Here is an 18127-nt window from a genome sequence, read left to right on the forward strand (position 1 = left end):
TGAAGGAGCAATGCCATGGGATCAGCTTTTCGACTGAGTGCATGGAGTGCCGCGGCGCTGGCCCTGGTCCCGGTGCTCGGCCATGCCGACAACGCCCGCGACTGGCAGAACATCCCGATCGACCTGAACATGGTCTTCGGCTACTACAACCGCGTCGACACCAACACGCCCATAGACACCTCGCTACCACTGGATGGCCTGTCGCTGAACGCCGACCTGTACATCCTGCGCCTGGCCCGCTCTTTCGCGGTGGACGGGCGCAACAGCGCCATCCAGATCGTGCAGCCCTATGCCGATGTCTCGGCGTCCTTCGACAACGCGCGCTTCTTCACCGGCACCAAGCACAACGGCGGCATGGGCGATACCCAGATCGTGCTGGCGCACAACATCTTCGGCGGCCCGGCGTTGACCCAGCAGGAGTTCGCCAACTGGACGCCGGAGACCTTTCTCACCGGGGCCTTGTGGATCACCACCCCGACCGGCGACTACGACAAGAACCGGGTGATCAACATCGGTTCCAACCGCTGGGCGATCAAACCGGAACTGGGCTTCGGCACGCCCTTCGGGCCGACCTGGCTGGAGATCAACACCTGGGTCTCGCTGTTCGGCGACAACAAGGATTATCACGGCGACAGCAAGCTGGAACAGAAACCGCTCTACGCCATCGAGGGCCACTACAGCTACACCATCAACCGCGCCCTCTGGGCCTCGCTGGACGCCACCTACAGTCGGGGCGGCGAGACGAAGATCGACGGCGACTGGCAGGACAACAAGCAGGAAAACGCCTTGCTCGGGGCCAGTGTCGGCTTCATGTTGTCGCCGCAGTTCGGCGGGATGGTCGCCTACTCCGACACGGTTTCCGAACGCAAGGGCTCGCCGGACGTGAACACCTGGACGCTGCGCCTGCAGTACGTCTGGTAGCCGGCCATGAACCCGGCCCTGATGCGCACCGGACTGACCCTGTGCAGCGCCCTGTTCGGTGGCATGGCCCAGGCCGGCCCGACGCTGCCCGAGCTGGGCGCGGCGCCCGGCGCCAAGGCCGATGCGCAGACCTGCCAGCAACTGCAACAGGACTTCGAGATCGACCTCAAGCAGGTGGTCAAGGCCGGTTGCGAGCCGTCCACCGAGCAGATCGCCAGGCTGATGGACAACCCGGTGGGCAACCTGGTGCTGCTGTTCAACCAGTTCGACTACACCGCTCTCAAGGGCCCCCACAGCAACGGCACCCGCTACCTGGGCAAGTACAGCTTCATGCCGACCTTCCCGGTCTCCCTGGGTGAGGACTGGAACCTGATCAACCGCCTGCCGGTGAGCTACGTCAGCGCCCCGGTCAACCGCAAGGCCGGCAACCTGGCCGGCCTCGGCCCCTACGAAGTGCTCACCGACCGCGACTTTCCCTCGGTGCTGCAGGACCCGTTCGAGCGTACCGGCGGCTTCGGCGACCTGGCCTATGTCGGGGTGTTCTCGCCCAAGCAGCCGGTGCGCTTTGCCAATGGCGGCAAGCTGGTCTGGGGCGTCGGCCCGACCGCGATGTTCCCCACCGCCGAGCATGACGTACTGGGCACGGGCAAGTACTCCCTGGGGCCGGCGTTCGTCGCCGCCTACCTGGGCCCGGACTGGACCCTGGGAGTGTTCCCCCAGCACTGGTGGTCGGTGGCCGGCGACGAGCGCCGCAAGGACGTCAGCCTGACCAACATCCAGTACTTCATCCAGCGCGCCATTCCCGGCCCCGAGCAGTGGCGGGTCGGCATGACGCCCAATGTCACCATCAACTGGAAAGCCGACGGCGGCAACCGGGTGACCTTTCCCATCGGCCTCGGCGCCGGGCGGATCTTCACCTTCGGCAAGCTGCCGGTGCGCATTTCCGGCGAGGTGCAGTACTCGGTGATCCATCCCGATGACCTGATCAGCAGCCGCTGGAATTTTCGCCTGTCGTTCATTCCCGTCATCCCGACCTTCATGTTCTGAGCAGGAGCTGCCATGCCAAGCCTTCACCGCCATGCTCTGATCACCTTGCTCGGCCTGATGCTGTGCGGCGGACCGGTCCGTGCCGCCGACAGCGAACTCAACGCCAACGCCCTGAGCGCCCTGCAACGCATGGGCACTTACCTGCGCAGCCTGACGCATTTCCGCATCAGTGCCAGCAGCCATACCGACCAGGTCCTGGACAGCGGCCAGACCCTGGAATTCTCCCACCGCACCGAGTTGCAGGCGGTGCAGCCGGACAAGTTGCAGATCACGGTGAGCAATGGCGAGCTGACCCGCAGCCTCTACTACAACGGCCAGACCTTTGTCCTCTACAACAGTCGCCACGGCTATTTTGCCCGCAGCGAGGCCCCTCCGCGCATCGATCAGTTGCTGGACCAGTTGAACGAGCGCTACGGCATCGAACTGCCCCTGGCCGACCTGTTTCGCTGGAACAGTACGACGGCCGCCGAAGTCGGCATCGATACCGCCCTGTATATCGGCAGCGAACAGGTGGACGGTGAAACCTGCACCCACTACGCCTACCGCCAACCCGATATCGACTGGCAACTGTGGGTGCGCGACGGTGACCAGCCACTGCCCTGCCGGCTGGTGATCAGCCGCCGGGACCTGGCCGAGCAACCACGGCACAGCGTGGATTTCCACTGGGACCTGAAACGCCCGAGCCCGGCCAGCGCCTTTGAATTCAATCCGCCCGCCGGCGCCCTCGCGGTGCCATTGCGCGCCCTGGATGCCGCCCAACCGGGCCTGGAGACGAAGCCATGAAAAGCGTCGGCACCTGCCTGCTCGGCATCGCCCTGTTCGGCCTGCTCGCCCCGCCGGCCGCCCAGGCCTGGAACCTGCGCGGGGGTGGTGGCGCCCGCACCTTCGTCGTGCCCCATGGCGGTGGCCATGCCCTGCAACCGATGCACCCACCGATGCCACCGGCACCGCGTCCGCAACCCCAGCCGCGCCCGCAGCCGCATCCCGAACCCGGACCGCATCCCTACCCCGGGCCGGGACCGCAGCCGGGTCCGCATCCTTATCCGGGACCGGGCCCACAACCAGGTCCCCATCCTTATCCAGGGCCACAACCCTATCCGGGACCGGGCCCCGGACCGGCGCCGCATCCTTATCCGATGCCGCCCCCTCCGCCGCCGCCACCGCCTCCCCCCCACGGCGATGACTGGTATCACCCCTGGGCCACGGCGGCGGTGATCGGTGCCACCACGGCCACGGTGATCGCCATCGGCACCCATGTCAGCGAGGTGCCGCCGGACTGCGTTTCGGTGATCGCCTACGGCGTGTCCTATCAACACTGCGGTGCCACCTGGTACCAGCCGCAGTACATCGGCAGCTCGGTGCAATTCGTGGTGGTCCGGGCGCCATGGTGAATCCAGGGAGAATCCCATGACAGTACGCAACGATATCAACGCCCTGCAGGCCAGCATCGCCGAAGCGGTGCTGGGCCAAGACGCGGTGATCCGGCAGATCCTGCTCGGACTGCTGGCCAACGGGCACCTGCTGCTGGAAAGCCTGCCGGGACTGGCCAAGACCCGCACGGTCAAGGCCCTGGCCCGCCACCTGGACGCGAGCATGAGCCGGATCCAGTTCACCCCCGACCTGCTGCCCTCGGACATCACCGGCGCCGAGGTCCTGCACCAGGTCGACGGGCATAACCAGATCCGCTTCCAGCCCGGCCCCCTGTTCGGCAACCTGATCCTCGCCGACGAGATCAACCGCGCTCCGGCCAAGGTCCAGGCGGCGCTGCTCGAAGCCATGGAGGAACGCCAGATCACCGTGGCCGGCGCCAGTCACCCGCTACCGGCGCTGTTTATCGTGGTCGCCACGCAGAACCCGATCGAACAGGAAGGCACCTACCCGCTGCCCGAGGCGCAGATGGACCGCTTCCTGATGAAAGTGCTGCTGGACTACCCCAGCACGGAAAACGAAAGCCAGGTCCTGCGCCTGCTGCGCAACGAGGAGCAGCAACACGCCGCGACCGCCACGACAGCCGGCTTTACCCTGGCCCAGGACGTGATCTTCGCCGCCCGCCGCGAAGTCAGCGCGGTGCAGGTGGCACCGGCCATCGACCGCTACCTGATCGACCTGATCAACGCCACCCGGCACCCAGGCGACTACGACGCCGACCTGGCCCGCTGGATCAATATCGGCGCCAGTCCTCGCGGTGGCATCGGCCTCGACCGCTGCGCGCGGGCCGACGCCTGGTTGCGGGGACAGGACTTCGTCACCCCGGAAAATGTCCAGGCAGTGGTCCATCCGGTGCTGCGCCATCGCCTGCAATTGAGCTACGACGCGGTCGCCGACGGGGTCAGTGCCGATCAGGTGCTGGACCGGCTGCTGGCCACAGTCGCGATTGCGGCCTGAGCAGGTGCAGCCCATGTCCAGCCCACGTCGGGAAGCAGATGGCCAGGTCTATGTCTCGCTGACGCAACTGATGGCGTTGCAGGCCCAGGCCCGCGACCTGAGCTTTCTCGCCCGGCAGCCGCGAGCCAGCCTGCTGGCCGGCAACCATGCCTCGCGCCTGCGCGGACGCGGATTGAACTTCGACGAACTGCGCCGCTATCAACCCGGCGATGACCTGCGCCACCTCGACTGGCGCGCCTCGTTGCGCAGCGGCAAACCGGTGGTGCGCACCTTCACCGAGGAACGCGACCGCCCGGCGCTGATCGTCGTCGACCAGCGCATGTCGATGTTCTTCGGCTCGCGCCGCAGCTTCAAGTCGGCCATCGCCGCCGAACTGGCGACCCTGGCGGCGTGGATGGTGTTCAACGCCGGCGACCGGGTCGGCGGCCTGGTGTTCAACGATCAACGTATCGACAGTGTCGCCCCGCTGCGTAGCCGCCAGCGGATCGAGGCTCTGTGCAGCCGGATCGTCGAACACAACCAGGCGCTGCACGCCGGCAATCCCGACAGCGAAGGCCAGGACCAACTGGACAAGGTCCTGCAGCACTGCGCCGCGCTCGCCGGCCACGACCACCTGATCTGCCTGGTCAGCGACTTCGCCGGTGCCGGGCCGCGTACCCTGCAATGGCTGCGGCAACTGTCGGCGCACAACGATGTGATCGCCATGCAGGTCTACGACCCGCTGGCCCTCAACGTCCCCGACCAGGGCCGGCTGCGGGTGACCCAGGGGCAGTTGCAGGTCGAGCTGGCCGTGGAGCAGCGCCGGGTCCATCAACCCCTGGGCGAATTTCTCGGCGGTCGCCTGCGGGACGTGGCCCAGTTGCTGCGCCGCAGCCAGGTGCCACTGATGATGTTCAGCACCGCCGAAACCGCCGCGACGCAGTTGCGTAACGAACTCGGTCGCCAGGGGAGTGCCAGGCGATGAGCGCGCCGCCGAGCCTTGACCAGTTGCAGGAAATGGCCCTGCCCGCACCGGTCAGCTATTGGCCGCAGACCTGGGGCTGGGCCGTGCTGCTCGGGTTGCTGCTGGTCGGCCTGCTGGCCTGGGGCGTGCGCCGCTACTGGCGCTGGCGGCAGAACCGCTACCGACGCGAAGCCCTGGCGCGGCTCGAACACTTGTCGCTCCACCTCGAACAACCGGCGGCGTTACGCGAACTGCCCGAACTGCTCAAGCGCGTCGCCCTGTCGATGCCCGGCGTGCCCGCGTCGACGGTCACCCAGCTCAGTGGCGAGCCCTGGCAGGACTTTCTCGCCAGGCATGGCAGCCATCCGTTGCCCGCCGATTTCAGCCGGCAACTGGCGGAACTGGCCTATGCCCCGGACAGCCGCCTGCTGGCCCTGCCACCGGAGCAACGGCAACAGTTGCTCGAACAGTGCCGGCACTGGGTGGAGCATCATCATGTGGCAGCTTGATTACCCCTGGCTGTTGCTGCTGGTGTTGCTGCCGGGGATCGGCTATCGCTACCTGCCCGCCTACCGTGAAGCCCGCAGCGCCGTGCGGGTGCCGTTCTTCGCCGCCATGAGCCAGGCTGTCGGCCAGGTCCCCGACGTTGCCGGCGGCACCCGCAACCGCGGGCAATTGCTGCTCAACGCCGTGGTCTGGGTGCTGCTGGTGCTGGCCCTCGCCCGGCCGGTGTGGATCGAGCCGCCCATCGAGCACCAGCAACCGGTGCGCGATCTGATGCTGGCCATCGATATTTCCCAGTCCATGGAAACCCGCGACTTCACCGATGCCGAGGGCCGCCAGGTCGATCGCCTGAGCGCCGTCAAGCAGGTGGTGCAAGGCTTTATCCAGCGGCGCCACGACGACCGCCTGGGACTCATCGTGTTCGGCAGCGGCGCCTATCCCCAGGCGCCCCTGACCCTGGACCACGCCAGCCTGGCAATCCTGCTGGCGGACACCGGCATCGGCATGGCCGGGCCCGACACCGCCATCGGCGATGCCATCGGCCTGAGCCTCAAGCTGCTGGAGCAGGCCCATGAACCCGAAAAAGTGCTGATCCTGCTCACCGACGGCAACGACACCAGCAGCGCCATTCCCCCCGAGCGCGCGGCGGCCATGGCCGCCGCCAAGGGCGTGATCATCCACACCATCGGCATCGGCGACCCGGATGCCGACGGCGAAGCCAAGGTCAATCTCGCCAGCCTGCAGCAGATCGCCCGGGTCACCGGCGGGCGCTTCTTCCGCGCCGAAGACCGCACGGCCCTGGACCAGGTCTACAGCACCCTGGACCAGTTGACCCCGCACCAGGTCAAGACCCTCAGCCACCAGCCCAAGCGCGAATTGTTCTGGCTGCCGGTGGCCGCCGCCATCAGCCTGCTGGCGCTCTATCACCTGGCCGCCTGGCTGCGACCACGGTTGCAATCGGCTCGTCGACGGCAGGAGGGCTGATGGATATCGACCTCGCGGCCCTGCATTTCCTTCGTCCCGGCTGGTTGCCGCTGGCGCTGCTCGGCCTGCTGCTGCCGCTGCTCTGGCGGCGCAGCCAGGGCCTGGAGCGGCGCCTGCGCGGGACCATCGACCCACACCTGCTGCCCCACCTGCTACTGACCCCGAACGACCCGCACCGCCTGCGCCCGGTGCACCTGGCCAGCGCCCTGCTGGTGCTGGGGGCCATCGCCGCCGCCGGGCCGACCTGGGAACAGGACCGGCCGGACTTCCTGGAAAACCGCGCGCCGTTGCTAATCGCCGTCGACCTTTCTCCGTCGATGGACGCTGGCGATATCCCGCCCAGCCGCCTGGAAGCGGTCAAGCACAAGCTGCATGAACTGATCCAGCGCCGCAACGGTGCGAAGACCGCGTTGCTGGCCTATGCCGGCAGCGCCCATCTGGTACTGCCGCCAACGGACGATCCGGCGTTGCTCGACAGCTTTGTCCAGGCCCTGGGCACCGACCTGATCAGTCATCCGGGGAAAAACGTCGCCGCCGTAATCGATGAGGCCAGGCGCCTGCTGGCCGCCGAGCAGGTGCCGGGCAGCCTGCTGCTGATCACCGATGGCGCCGATACCACGCAATTGCCGGGGCTGGCCCGGCAACTCAACGGTAGTCTGCTGCAGGTGCTGGTCCTGACGGTCGGCAGCGAGGACGGCGGCATCCTGCGCGATGCCTCCGGACAACCACGCACCGACAGCAGCGGTCGTCCGCAACTGGGGCGCTTCGACCGCGCCGGATTGCAGCAATTGGCCAAGGCCCTCGACGCCCCCCTGGGCAGCCTGACCCTCGACGACAAAGACCTGGAATGGGTCGAGTTGCACGCCAGGCAGCACTTCCAGGCCGCCAGCGCCGAACAGCAGCAACTGCGCTGGAAGGACGCCGGCTACTGGTTGAGCTGGCCGCTGGTAGTGCTGGCGTTTTTCACCCTGCGCAGGGGTTGGAGCCTGAACTGGAGCGCCGCCGTGCTGCTATGCCTGGCGGCCGGCCTGGCACCGACGCCGGTTCGCGCCGGAGTGCTGGCCGATGCCTTCCTCACCCCCGACCAACAGGGCCGCCTGGCCTTCGAACAGCAGCACTACCCGGCCGCCGCCGCGCATTTCAGCGACCCGTACTGGAAAGGCATCGCCGCCTACCAGGCCGCCGACTACGATCTGGCCCTGGCCAGCTTTGCCCGCCTGGACAGCGCCGCCGCGTATTTCTACCTGGGCAATATCTACACCCGGCGCTTCAAGTTCGACCAGGCCATCGCCGCCTACACCCAGGCGCTGAAATTGCAAGCGCAGTTCCCCGAAGCCAGCGCCAACCTGGCCCTGGCCATCGCCCTGCAAAAAGACACCGACAGCGCCGCGCAGAACGCCCCCGAGGTCAAGCCCGACCAGGTGCAGTTCGACAAACCCGCCGGCAAGGGCAAGACCCAACAGGTACAGACCCCACAGGCAGCCAGCGACGAACTCTGGCTGCAGAACCTCAGCACCTCGCCGGCGCGTTTCCTGCGCCAGAAATTCAGCCTGCAGGACCAACGGGAGGCAAGCCGATGAACCCCCGCTTGCCGGCGATCACCGCCCTGCTCTGCGCCCTGGCCTGGCCCGTGCTGGCCGAGGAACCGCAATTGCGGGTACAGGCCCGACTGCAACCCGGCACCACGGCGGTAGTCGGTGAAACCCTGAGCCTGCAGGTCGATGTACTCACCGACACCTGGTTTACCCGTGCCGCGAATCTACCCGCGTTGACACTCGCAGGCGCCCAGGTCGAGCCGCCGGGCAGCGAAGCCGAGCACCTGAACCTGACGCTGGAGGGCAAGCCCTTCTTCGGCCTGCGCTACAGCTACCGGATCACCCCGCAGCAAGCCGGCGAGTTCGTCATTCCGGCGCTGACGGTGCGGGCCACCCCCGGCCAGGCCAGCCACGAACTCAGCGCGCAGATCCCGGCACAGCACTTCAGCGCCCGCCCACCGCCGGGTTTCGATCCGGGCGAAACGGTACTGGTGGCCCGCGGGCTGCGACTTTCGCAAAAGATCACCCATTCATCCGACCCGCCCACGGTCGGTGACAGCGTCACCCGCGAACTGACCCTGCAAGCCGACGGCACACCGGGCATGGCCTTGCCCGCACCGGTGCTGCAGCAGGTGCCGGGCCTGAGCCGCTACCTGAAGACACCCGCGATCAGCAACCTCGACGATGGCCGCGGCAACCTCGACGGCGGGCAGCGCGTCGACCAGGCCAGCTACCGCATCGAGCATCCGGGCCACTTCCAGCTGCCGGCGGTGCAACTCAAATGGTGGGATAGCACCACCCGGCAGGCACGCACCCTCGAAGTACCGGCGGTGAGTTTCGACGCCATCGCCAATACGCACTATCGCCCGGTGTTTTCGGTCGCCGAAGACGTCCAGGCCCTGGCCCGCCAGGGCCGTATCCATCTGTCACGACACTGGCTGACCTGGGGCCTGGCCGTGCTGGCGCTGGGGTTGCTGGTGCGCCTGGGTCCGCCCCTGGCCCGTCGCGGCGGCCGCGCCTGGCAACGCTGGTGGCGCGCCCATCGCTCAACGGGCCTGCGCCCGCTCAATCCTCGTCTGGAGAAGGAGTTCCCATGACCCGTCCATCGCCGCTCTATCGTCGTGGCTGGCTGCTGTCGCTGCTGTTCACGTTGTCGCTCCTCACGTTACAGGCCCTCACGTTACAGGCCCAGGCCGCCGCCGATCCGTTGCCGTCATGGCAGGAAGGCCCGGCCAAGGCTGCCATCATCGAGTTTGTCCGGGCCGTCACCGAGCAAGGCTCGAAGGACTTCGTCAAACCCGCCGAACGCATCGCCGTGTTCGACAACGACGGCACCCTCTGGAGCGAACAGCCGGCCTATTTCCAGGTGCTGTTCGCCTTCGATGAAGTGCGGCGCCTGGCCCCGCAGCATCCGGAATGGAAGAGCCAGCAACCGTTCAAGGCGGTGCTGGAAAACGATCAGAAGGCCCTGGCCGCCAGCGGCATGGACGGCCTGCTGAAGATCATCGGCGCCACTCACACCGGGATCACCACCGAAGCCTTTATCGACCGTGCCCGAACCTGGCTGGCCCAGGCCCGGCACCCGAAGACCGGCAAGCCCTACACCGAGATGATCTACCAGCCGATGCTGGAAATGCTCGACTACCTGCGCCGCGAAGACTTCAAGACCTACATCGTGTCCGGCGGCGATACCGCGTTCATGCGTGCCTTCGCCGAGACCGTGTACGGCATTCCACCAGAGCAGGTCATAGGCTCCGGTTTCATCACCCGCTTCCAGCTGGACAACGGCACGCCGTCGATCCTGCGCACCGCCAAGCTGGCCCACAACGACGACGGCCCGGGCAAGCCGGAAAGCATCGACGCGATCATCGGCCGCCGCCCGCTGCTGGCTTTCGGCAACTCCGACGGCGACTTGCAGATGCTGCAATGGACCGCCGCCGGCGGCGGCAAGCGCTTCATGGGCCTGGTGCATCACACCGATGCCAGGCGCGAGTGGGCCTATGACCGGCAATCGAACATAGGGCGCCTGGACAAGGCCCTGGATGAGGCCAACCAACGGGGCTGGACCGTCGTCGACATGGCGAGCGCCTGGCGCAAGGTCTACCCCTTCGAGGCCGCCCCCACCGAGCAAGTGCAGTAAGCGGAAAACGTAACTCAGGAAGGTAGAAACGTTGGTCGTCGCAGGACGGCTCAAGCTAGCGCAAAAGGAGCAAGTCATATGACTGGCATACGCAAGTGGCTTCCCCAGCTCGCCCTGGTGACGGCTTCAGTGATGGGGCTCTCGGCAGGCGCCGGGGCCGCCGAAAAACCCAACATCCTGGTGATCTTCGGCGACGACATCGGGCAGACCAATATCAGCGCCTACTCCATGGGAGTGGTCGGCTACAAGACGCCGAACATCGACCGGATCGCCAAGGAAGGCATGCTGTTCACCGACTACTACGCGGAGAACAGTTGCACCGCCGGGCGCTCGTCCTTCATCACCGGGCAGACACCGCTGCGCACGGGGCTGTCCAAGGTCGGTATCCCCGGCGCGCCGGTGGGTTTGCAGAAGCGCGATATCACCATCGCCCAGGCCCTCAAGTCGCAGGGCTACGCCACCGGCCAGTTCGGCAAGAATCACCTGGGCGACCGCGATGAGTACCTGCCGACCAACCATGGTTTCGACGAGTTCTTCGGCAACCTCTATCACCTCAACGCCGAAGAGGAACCGGAACGCCCCTACTGGCCCAAGGACGACGCGGAGTTCGTCAAGGCCAACTCTCCGCGCGGGGTGATCCACAGTTTCGCCGACGGCAAGATCGAAGACACCGGCGCCCTGAACACCAAGCGCATGGAAACCATCGACGACGAAACCACCGCCGCCGCCCAGGCGTTCATCGAGAAACAGGCCAAGGCGGACAAGCCGTTCTTCGTCTGGATGAACACCACCCGCATGCACGTGTTCACCCACGTGCGCGACTCGATGAAGGGCCAGAGCGGCATGCCCGGCAACGAGTACGCCGACGGCATGCTCGAGCATGACGGCGATGTCGGCAAGCTGCTCAAGACCCTCGACGACCTGAAGATCGCCGACAACACCATCGTGGTCTACACCACCGACAACGGGCCGAACCAGTTCTCCTGGCCGGACGCGGCGACCACGCCGTTCCGCAACGAGAAGAACTCCAACTGGGAAGGCGCCTACCGGGTGCCGGCGATCATCCGCTGGCCGGGCAAGATCAAGGCCGGCGAAGTCTCCAACGAAATGTTCTCCGGCATGGACTGGTTCCCCACCTTGCTGGCGGCTGCCGGCGATGCCGGGGTCAAGGACAAGCTGCTCAAGGGCTGGGCACCGGTGACCGGCGGCACCAGCTTCAAGGTGCACCTGGACGGCTACAACCAGCTGCCCTACCTGACCGGCCAGCAACCCAAGGGTGAACGCAAGGAGTTCTACTACTTCAACGACGACGGGGTGCTGGTGTCGATGCGCTTCGACAACTGGAAGGTGGTGTTCTGCGAACAGCGCGAGCCGGGCGGTTTCCGGGTCTGGAGCGAACCGTTCGTGTGCCTGCGGGTGCCGAAGATCCTCAACCTGCGGATGGACCCGTATGAGCGGGCAGACGTGGTGTCCGACCAGTTCTACGACTGGAACACCAAGAACGTCTACCTGGCGGGCGTTGCAGTGACCAAGTCGGCGAAGTTCCTCGAGACCTTTATCGAGTACCCACCCAGCCAGAAACCGGCGAGCTTCAGCATCGACCAGATCCGCGCGGCGGTGGATGCAAAGATCGCCGAGAAGATGAAAGCGCAACCCAAAGAGTAATGGCAGGACCGCCGCCCGCCACCACGGCGGGCGGCCCTATCGAGTCCCCCAGCACAAGGCAACCGCACCATGTCCGTACCTCGCAGCGCCACCCTGTCATCGGCCCAGTCCGCCCCCGTCGCGACGACCTGGCGCCTGCCTGCCCTGCTGCTGTTCGTTTCCGGTGCGGCGGCCCTGGTCTACCAGGTGCTGTGGATCAAGCAACTGTCGCTGGTGGTCGGCGTCGAGGTGTATGCGATCACCACGGGCATCAGCGGCTTTTTCGCCGGGCTGGCACTGGGAGGCCTGTTGTTCGGCCGCTGGGCCGACCGCATGGCGCAGCCGCTGCTGCTGTACGCCGCCCTGGAGTTGTTGGTCGCCGTGCTCGGCATCGCCGCCACTGTCAGCCTCGGCCAGGCCGCCGCGCCGTTCGCCTGGCTTGAGCAGCAACTGGGCCTGGCCGCCTGGCTGTTGCCCTTCAGCCTGGTGGGGATTCCGGCCTTCCTCATGGGCGGCACGCTGCCGGTGCTGATGCGGGCCCTGGCCGCCGATCCGCAACAATTGGGCCGGGCCGGCGCGCGCCTGTATGCCGCCAATACCGCCGGGGCAATTGTCGGCACCCTGCTGGCCGCCTTTGTGTTGATCGCCAGCCTCGGCGTGCGCGGCAGCGCCATGGCCGCCGCCCTGCTCAACCTGCTGGCGGCCGCCGGCGCGCTGTGGCTGCTGCGTCGCGAGCGCCCGCTGCCGCCAGCAGTGCCGGAACGGGCCCAGGCCGAACAACCGCCGGCGCGCCTGGCCATGTGGCTGTACGCCGTCGCCGGTGGCGTGGCCCTGGGTTATGAAGTGGTGTGGTCGCAGTCCATCGTACAGTTCATGAGCACCCGCACCTATGCCTTTGCCGTGGTGCTGGCGACCTACCTCGCCGGGCTGGTGCTGGGCAGCAGCCTGATGGCCCGGCGGGTCGACCGCCTGCGCGATCCCTGGGGCGTGTTCGGCTGGTTGATCAGCGCCGCCGGATTGATTGCCTTGCTGGAGATCGCCCTGCTCGGTCGCTGGCTGGTGCTCCTGCAGACCCAGGCCGAAGCCATGGTGCTGGCCCTTGGCGGCACGCCCCTGGCCGGCATGAGCGGCCGCTTTGCCGTGGCCGCGCTGAGCATCGTGTTTGTCCCGACCCTGCTGCTGGGCGCCGCCTTTCCCCTGGCCCTGCGCCTGGGCGTGCAACAACGCCAGGTCGGCCGCGATGTCGGCAAGGTGGTGGCGCTCAATACCCTCGGTGGCATTGTCGGGGTCATGCTCTGCGGGTTCGTGCTGATTCCCTGGCTGGGGCTGGTGCGCACCCTCGGCGTGCTGGCGCTGATCGCCGCCGCGGTCGGCTACCTGGCTGTCAGCCGGGGCCGTGCGTTGCGCAAGGGCAATCGTCAGGGCGTGGTGGTCCTCGGCCTGTTGTCACTGACCGTGGCCTGGCTGACACCCGTGGATCGCCTGGCCGAACTACTGCCCGGAGCCCGCAACGGCCAGTTGGCGTTCTACCAGGAAGGCCGTGGCGGGACCGTCGCCGTGGTCACCCAGGGCAGTGGCCAGCGGCAGTTCCAGCGCCTGTATATCCAGGGCGTGTCGAACACCGGCGACGCCATGCCGTCGCTGCGTTACATGCGCATCCAGGCGCTGCTGCCGCTGCTGATCCATCGCGGCGAACCGGACTCCGCCCTGGTGATCGGCTTCGGCACCGGGATCACCGCCGGCGCGCTGTTGCAGTACCCGTCGCTGCACCAGCGCGTCGTCGCCGAACTGCTGCCGACGGTGGTCGCCGCCGCGCCGTTGTTCAAGGGTAATTTCCAGGCCACGGCCGACCCGAACCTGCAGATCCGCCTGCGCGACGGGCGCCAGGAATTGCTGCGCAACCCGCAACGCTACGACCTGATCACCCTCGAACCCCCACCACCTTCCGCCGTCGGCGTGGTCAACCTCTACTCCCGGGACTTCTACCAGTTGGCCGCCAGCCGCCTGGAAAAAGACGGCCTGCTGGCCCAGTGGTTGCCGCTGCCGACGCAGAACATCGAGGACTCACAGGCCCTGGTACGCAGTTTCCTCGACGTGTTTCCCCATGCCACGCTGTGGACCAGCGAGTTCCACGAAATGCTCCTGGTGGGTTCCCTGCAACCGATCGAACTGGACGCGACACGGATCGCCGAACGCTTCGACCGGCCCTCGGTGCGCAGTGCCCTGCAGGACGTGGGCATCAGTTCGGCCAGCGCGCTGCTGGCGACCTGGGTCACCGACCGTAGCGGCCTGGAACGCTTTGCTGGCGAAGTAGCCGCCGTGACCGATGACCGGCCCTCGATCGAATACGCGCCCTGGGTCCGTGCCGGGGAAATCAGCCGGGTGCTTCCAGCCCTGCTCGACCTGCGCCAGCCTATCCCCCTGCAGAATGCGGACAAGCTGTTCACCGATTACCTGCAGGGTTACCAGCAGAACCTGATGCGTTTCTACCGCGCCAGCCTGCACGCCTATGCAGGGGATCGCCAGGCCTGGGCCCGGGAGATGAGCGAGGTGATGCGCGACGAACCGGGCAATCCGTACTACCGCTGGTTCGGCGGACAGGCCCGATAGTCATCCGCGGCCCAGACGAACGCCATCGCCGGCAAGCCGGCTCCCACAGGTTTTCTCGTCTTACACAAACATCAGGTACAACTCGAACAAGGTGGGAGCTGGCTTGCCAGTGATGAGGCCAGGGAGGTCTTGCATCAACCTCTCGGACGCCATCGCCGGCAAGCCGACTGTTACCGGTTCTTGAGTTTGAGATACGACTGGTGCATGTCCGAAGCCCAGCCGTCGATCACGTTTTTCACGTCGGAGGGTTGCATCACCTGGCTGTCGTTTTCCAGCGGCTTGCCGGTGCCCTGGCGGACCACTTCGGCGAGCACTGCCTGGTTCTGCCCATCGAGGAACACGGCTTCGGTGCCCAGGGTGGTTTCCTGGTCACGAATCCCCGATGCGGTGCTGACCGCCGCTGCCACCAGCGCCACCGGGATCAGCTCATAGGGCTTGAGGCTCTCGGTCTTGCTGCTCACCGCCGTGATTGCCGCGCGTACCACCACCACGCCGGGGCCCGGACCATTGGCCAGGGGCAGGGATTTGCTCAGCTCACGCTTGAGTGCCTGGTCATAGTAGTGAGTGATGCCCTGCAGGGTCGCCTGGGGAATTTTCACGGTGGGTTGTGGTGCGGGATAGAACTGGGTGGGTTCGATATAGGCACTGGTGTATTTGCCTACGTCGAGCTTGGGATCGATCCAGCGCATCACCTCGACACCCGACGGGCTCTTCTCTTCCTTGAGGCGACTGTAGTCCTTGAGAAACCCCGAGTAGTGATCGGGTTGGGCGGACTGGCTCGAACAGCCGACCACGGCAAGGGAGGCGATACACAGCGCACTGATCATGAATCCTGACTTCATGCCGAAACTCCTTCTGGCTAGCCGGTACCGCTGCCGGCACGGGAAAGGTAGGTATAGCCAAGGAACGCCGCGCCGGCCCGAAAATGTCGATTATTGCGCGCGCAATGTGGGCCATTTCTCAAAGCTCATTTGACAGGAGCCGCCGCGCCGTCAAAGCTGGACCCAGCGTCGATGCTCGCCTGGCGGGTCAATGCAGTTGGACAACGGATGTATCAATGCCCAAGCAAAAAAAACAAACCGCACCCTCCGCTTCCCCTTCGCGCCTGTCCCGCTACCTGCTCCCCGTCACCGCCGCGCTCCTGCTGCTGGTGACCGTGGGCATCTGGTGGTCCCTGCAAGACAGCACGCCCGTACGGGCACTCCCCTCCGCGCCCCCTGCCGGCCCGCCAGCGGTGGCGCAGGCCCCTGCGGCTCCCGTCGCGCAAATGGTCGACGAACAACAATGCCAGGGCTGCCACGCGCCCCAGGCCAAGGACTGGCAAGGTTCCCACCACCAGTTGGCGATGCAGGCGGCAACAGCGGAAACGGTACTGGGCGACTTCGCCGATGTCAGCGTGAACCTGGAACAGCAGCAGACCCGCTTCTTTCGTCGCGACCAGGACTTCTGGGTCAACACCCAGGGCGCCGACGGTGTCGCCGCCGACTTCAAGGTCGCCTATACCTTTGGCATCGCGCCGTTGCAGCAGTACCTGCTGGAAGCCCCCGGTGGCCGCCTGCAGGCCCTCGGCGTCGCCTGGGATACCGAGAAGCACCGCTGGTTCCACCTCTACCCCGGCCAGGGCGTGGACTTCAAGAACCCGCTGCACTGGAGCAAGCCGAGCCAGAACGCCAACTTCATGTGCGTCGAGTGCCATACCACCGGTTACCAGCGCAACTTCGACGCCGCCGGCAACCGCTTCGCCAGCCACTGGAACAGCCTCGGCGTCGGCTGCCAGGCCTGCCATGGCCCGGCGTCGAATCACCTGCAATGGACAGCCGCAAAGAGCGACCTGATCCACAAGGGGTTCGCCGTCGACCTCGCCAGCAAGGACGCTACCGTCGAGATCGAGACCTGCGCCCGCTGCCATGCCCGTCGTGCCCCGCTGGGTGACGGCTACACCGTGGGCAAGCGCTTGATGGACGACTACCTGCCCAGCGTGCTGACCCGCGAACTCTATGCCCTCGATGGCAAGATCAAGGACGAGGTGTTCGAGCACGGCTCGTTCCTGCAGAGCAAGATGTTCGACAAGGGCGTGCGTTGCAGCGACTGCCACAACCCCCACAGTGGTGAACTCAAGGCCACGGGAAATGGCGTGTGCCTGCAATGCCACAACCCCTCGGGCAAGAGTGCCGTCGCCGGTGTCGACGGCCGTGGCCTGCACGCAAAAGACTACGACTCGCCCGAGCACCATCGGCATCAACCCGGCCAGCCGGGAGCGCAATGCACCGACTGCCATATGCCGGGCAAATTCTATATGGGCAACGACTTTCGTCATGACCACAGCTTCAGTATTCCCAACCCGGAACGGGCCAGGGTCCTCGGCACGCCGGATGCCTGCCTGGGTTGTCACCAGGGAGCGGCGGGCGACAAGGTCACCGCGCAGTTCAAGCTCTGGCACGACAGCTCGGCACCCGCCTCCCCCCGTTACGACAAGAGTCTGCTGTTGATCCGTGACGGTCGCCCCGGCGCGGCCGAGGCCCTCTACCAACAGTTGCAACGCAGCAACCTGCCGGCGATCCAGCGCGCCACCCTGCTGGCCGAATTGCCGTCCTACCCCAGTGAGCAGGCCTTGAAACTCGCCAGCAAGGATCTGGCCCATGGTGAACCGCAGGTGCGTGAAAGTGCCCTGCGCGCCGTCAGCGCCTTTGTCCCGCCGGCCGAGCGCACGGCCCTGCTGGCACCGCTGCTCGAAGACCCGGTCAAGGCCGTGCGCATCAGCGCCGCACGCGAACTGCTGGGTGCTTCGGCCACCGGCTTGGGCGCCGCCCAGCCGGCCTGGAACAAGGCCATCGGTGAGTACGAACAGGTGCAGTCGAGCCTCAGGGAACGCGCCGAGGCCAGCCTCAACCTGGCGATGCTGTATCAGGCCACCGGCCGCGGCCCCCAGGTCGAGGCACTGCTGCGGACCGCGTTGCTGCGCGATCCGGACTTCCTGCCGGCGCTGGTGACCCTGGTGCAATGGCTGGAAGCCAACGGACGCGGCAGCGAGGCCGGGCAACGGCTGGACCAGGCCCTGAAGGAACACCCCGATGCCGCGTTACTGCAACACGCCCGGGGCCTGGCGCTGATCCGCGCCGGCAACACCGCGCAGGCCCTGCCGGCCCTGCGCAAGGCCGCACGCCTGGAACCGCAGAATCCCCAGTACGGTTATGTGCTGGCGGTGGCGCTGCACGACAGCGGCCAGGTCGAGGCCGCCTGCGCCGAACTGGAAACGCTGCTCAAGCACCAGCCGACCCAGCGCAATGCCCGGCTCTCATTGATCCAGTACTACCTGGAAAACGGCCACGAACCCAAGGCCCAGGTCTTGCTCCAGGCCTGGAAACAACTCAATCCGGGGGACCCTGCGTTGAAATAGCGACATGAAAGACGGCC

At 66.5% G+C, this 18127-nt stretch carries 15 protein-coding genes; 14 read left to right on the forward strand and 1 reads right to left on the reverse strand.

Translation table 11 applies throughout. From position 1 onward, the window contains the following. Positions 1 to 15: 15 nt before the first annotated feature. From ACL9RJ_RS14220 to ACL9RJ_RS14280, 13 genes are all read left to right on the forward strand, one after another. Positions 16 to 921 (forward strand): transporter, encoded by a 906-nt coding sequence (locus ACL9RJ_RS14220; RefSeq protein ID WP_017128991.1) that lies wholly within the window; start codon positions 16 to 18, stop codon positions 919 to 921. A gap of 6 nt (positions 922 to 927) precedes the next feature. Continuing rightward, positions 928 to 1968 carry a hypothetical protein gene (locus ACL9RJ_RS14225; RefSeq protein WP_017128990.1) on the forward strand — a complete coding sequence of 347 codons (1041 nt, stop codon included), beginning with the start codon at positions 928 to 930 and terminating at the stop codon, positions 1966 to 1968. A 12-nt stretch (positions 1969 to 1980) separates the two neighbouring features. Beyond that, the gene (locus tag ACL9RJ_RS14230) at positions 1981 to 2751 is read left to right on the forward strand and encodes a DUF2092 domain-containing protein (RefSeq protein WP_017128989.1); all 771 of its coding nucleotides are present in this window, start codon (positions 1981 to 1983) and stop codon (positions 2749 to 2751) included. Further along, a complete protein-coding gene (locus tag ACL9RJ_RS14235) occupies positions 2748 to 3359 on the forward strand; it encodes a hypothetical protein (RefSeq protein ID WP_422765370.1) in 612 nt (203 codons plus the stop codon). Before ACL9RJ_RS14230 ends, ACL9RJ_RS14235 begins: the two co-directional genes overlap by 4 nt. Before the next feature lie 16 nt (positions 3360 to 3375). After that, on the forward strand, positions 3376 to 4353 hold the full coding sequence (locus tag ACL9RJ_RS14240; RefSeq protein ID WP_212810878.1) for an AAA family ATPase: 978 nt from the start codon (positions 3376 to 3378) through the stop codon (positions 4351 to 4353). 13 nt (positions 4354 to 4366) lie between these two features. Continuing rightward, positions 4367 to 5317, forward strand: a complete 951-nt coding sequence (locus ACL9RJ_RS14245) for a DUF58 domain-containing protein (RefSeq protein ID WP_178992537.1) — start codon at positions 4367 to 4369, stop codon at positions 5315 to 5317. Further along, a complete protein-coding gene (locus ACL9RJ_RS14250) occupies positions 5314 to 5805 on the forward strand; it encodes a DUF4381 domain-containing protein (protein ID WP_017128986.1) in 492 nt (163 codons plus the stop codon). The genes ACL9RJ_RS14245 and ACL9RJ_RS14250 overlap by 4 nt, the downstream gene beginning before the upstream one ends. Continuing rightward, positions 5792 to 6784 (forward strand): vWA domain-containing protein, encoded by a 993-nt coding sequence (locus ACL9RJ_RS14255; protein WP_422765371.1) that lies wholly within the window; start codon positions 5792 to 5794, stop codon positions 6782 to 6784. The genes ACL9RJ_RS14250 and ACL9RJ_RS14255 overlap by 14 nt, the downstream gene beginning before the upstream one ends. Continuing rightward, complete coding sequence (locus ACL9RJ_RS14260; RefSeq protein ID WP_422765372.1) at positions 6784 to 8364, forward strand: VWA domain-containing protein; 1581 nt, start codon at positions 6784 to 6786, stop codon at positions 8362 to 8364. Before ACL9RJ_RS14255 ends, ACL9RJ_RS14260 begins: the two co-directional genes overlap by 1 nt. Next, the gene (locus tag ACL9RJ_RS14265; protein ID WP_422765373.1) at positions 8361 to 9416 is read left to right on the forward strand and encodes a hypothetical protein; all 1056 of its coding nucleotides are present in this window, start codon (positions 8361 to 8363) and stop codon (positions 9414 to 9416) included. The genes ACL9RJ_RS14260 and ACL9RJ_RS14265 overlap by 4 nt, the downstream gene beginning before the upstream one ends. Beyond that, complete coding sequence (locus ACL9RJ_RS14270; RefSeq protein ID WP_422765374.1) at positions 9413 to 10459, forward strand: HAD family hydrolase; 1047 nt, start codon at positions 9413 to 9415, stop codon at positions 10457 to 10459. The genes ACL9RJ_RS14265 and ACL9RJ_RS14270 overlap by 4 nt, the downstream gene beginning before the upstream one ends. A gap of 78 nt (positions 10460 to 10537) precedes the next feature. After that, positions 10538 to 12124: an arylsulfatase gene (locus tag ACL9RJ_RS14275; protein WP_422765375.1), complete on the forward strand. Its 1587-nt coding sequence runs from the start codon at positions 10538 to 10540 to the stop codon at positions 12122 to 12124. 69 nt (positions 12125 to 12193) lie between these two features. Then, positions 12194 to 14713 (forward strand): fused MFS/spermidine synthase, encoded by a 2520-nt coding sequence (locus ACL9RJ_RS14280; RefSeq protein ID WP_422765376.1) that lies wholly within the window; start codon positions 12194 to 12196, stop codon positions 14711 to 14713. A gap of 170 nt (positions 14714 to 14883) precedes the next feature. On the opposite strand, the gene ACL9RJ_RS14285 is transcribed toward ACL9RJ_RS14280, so the two are convergent. Beyond that, a complete protein-coding gene (locus ACL9RJ_RS14285; RefSeq protein WP_177127608.1) occupies positions 14884 to 15555 on the reverse strand; it encodes a DUF3313 domain-containing protein in 672 nt (223 codons plus the stop codon). Between the two features lie 215 nt (positions 15556 to 15770). On the opposite strand from ACL9RJ_RS14285, the gene ACL9RJ_RS14290 reads away from it, so the two are divergent. Beyond that, positions 15771 to 18110, forward strand: coding sequence for a tetratricopeptide repeat protein (locus tag ACL9RJ_RS14290; RefSeq protein WP_422765377.1), 2340 nt, complete (start codon positions 15771 to 15773; stop codon positions 18108 to 18110). Positions 18111 to 18127: the final 17 nt, after the last annotated feature.

Origin of the sequence: Pseudomonas sp. Mn2068 (assembly GCF_049319725.1) — a bacterium.
Classification (GTDB): domain Bacteria; phylum Pseudomonadota; class Gammaproteobacteria; order Pseudomonadales; family Pseudomonadaceae; genus Aquipseudomonas; species Aquipseudomonas gingeri.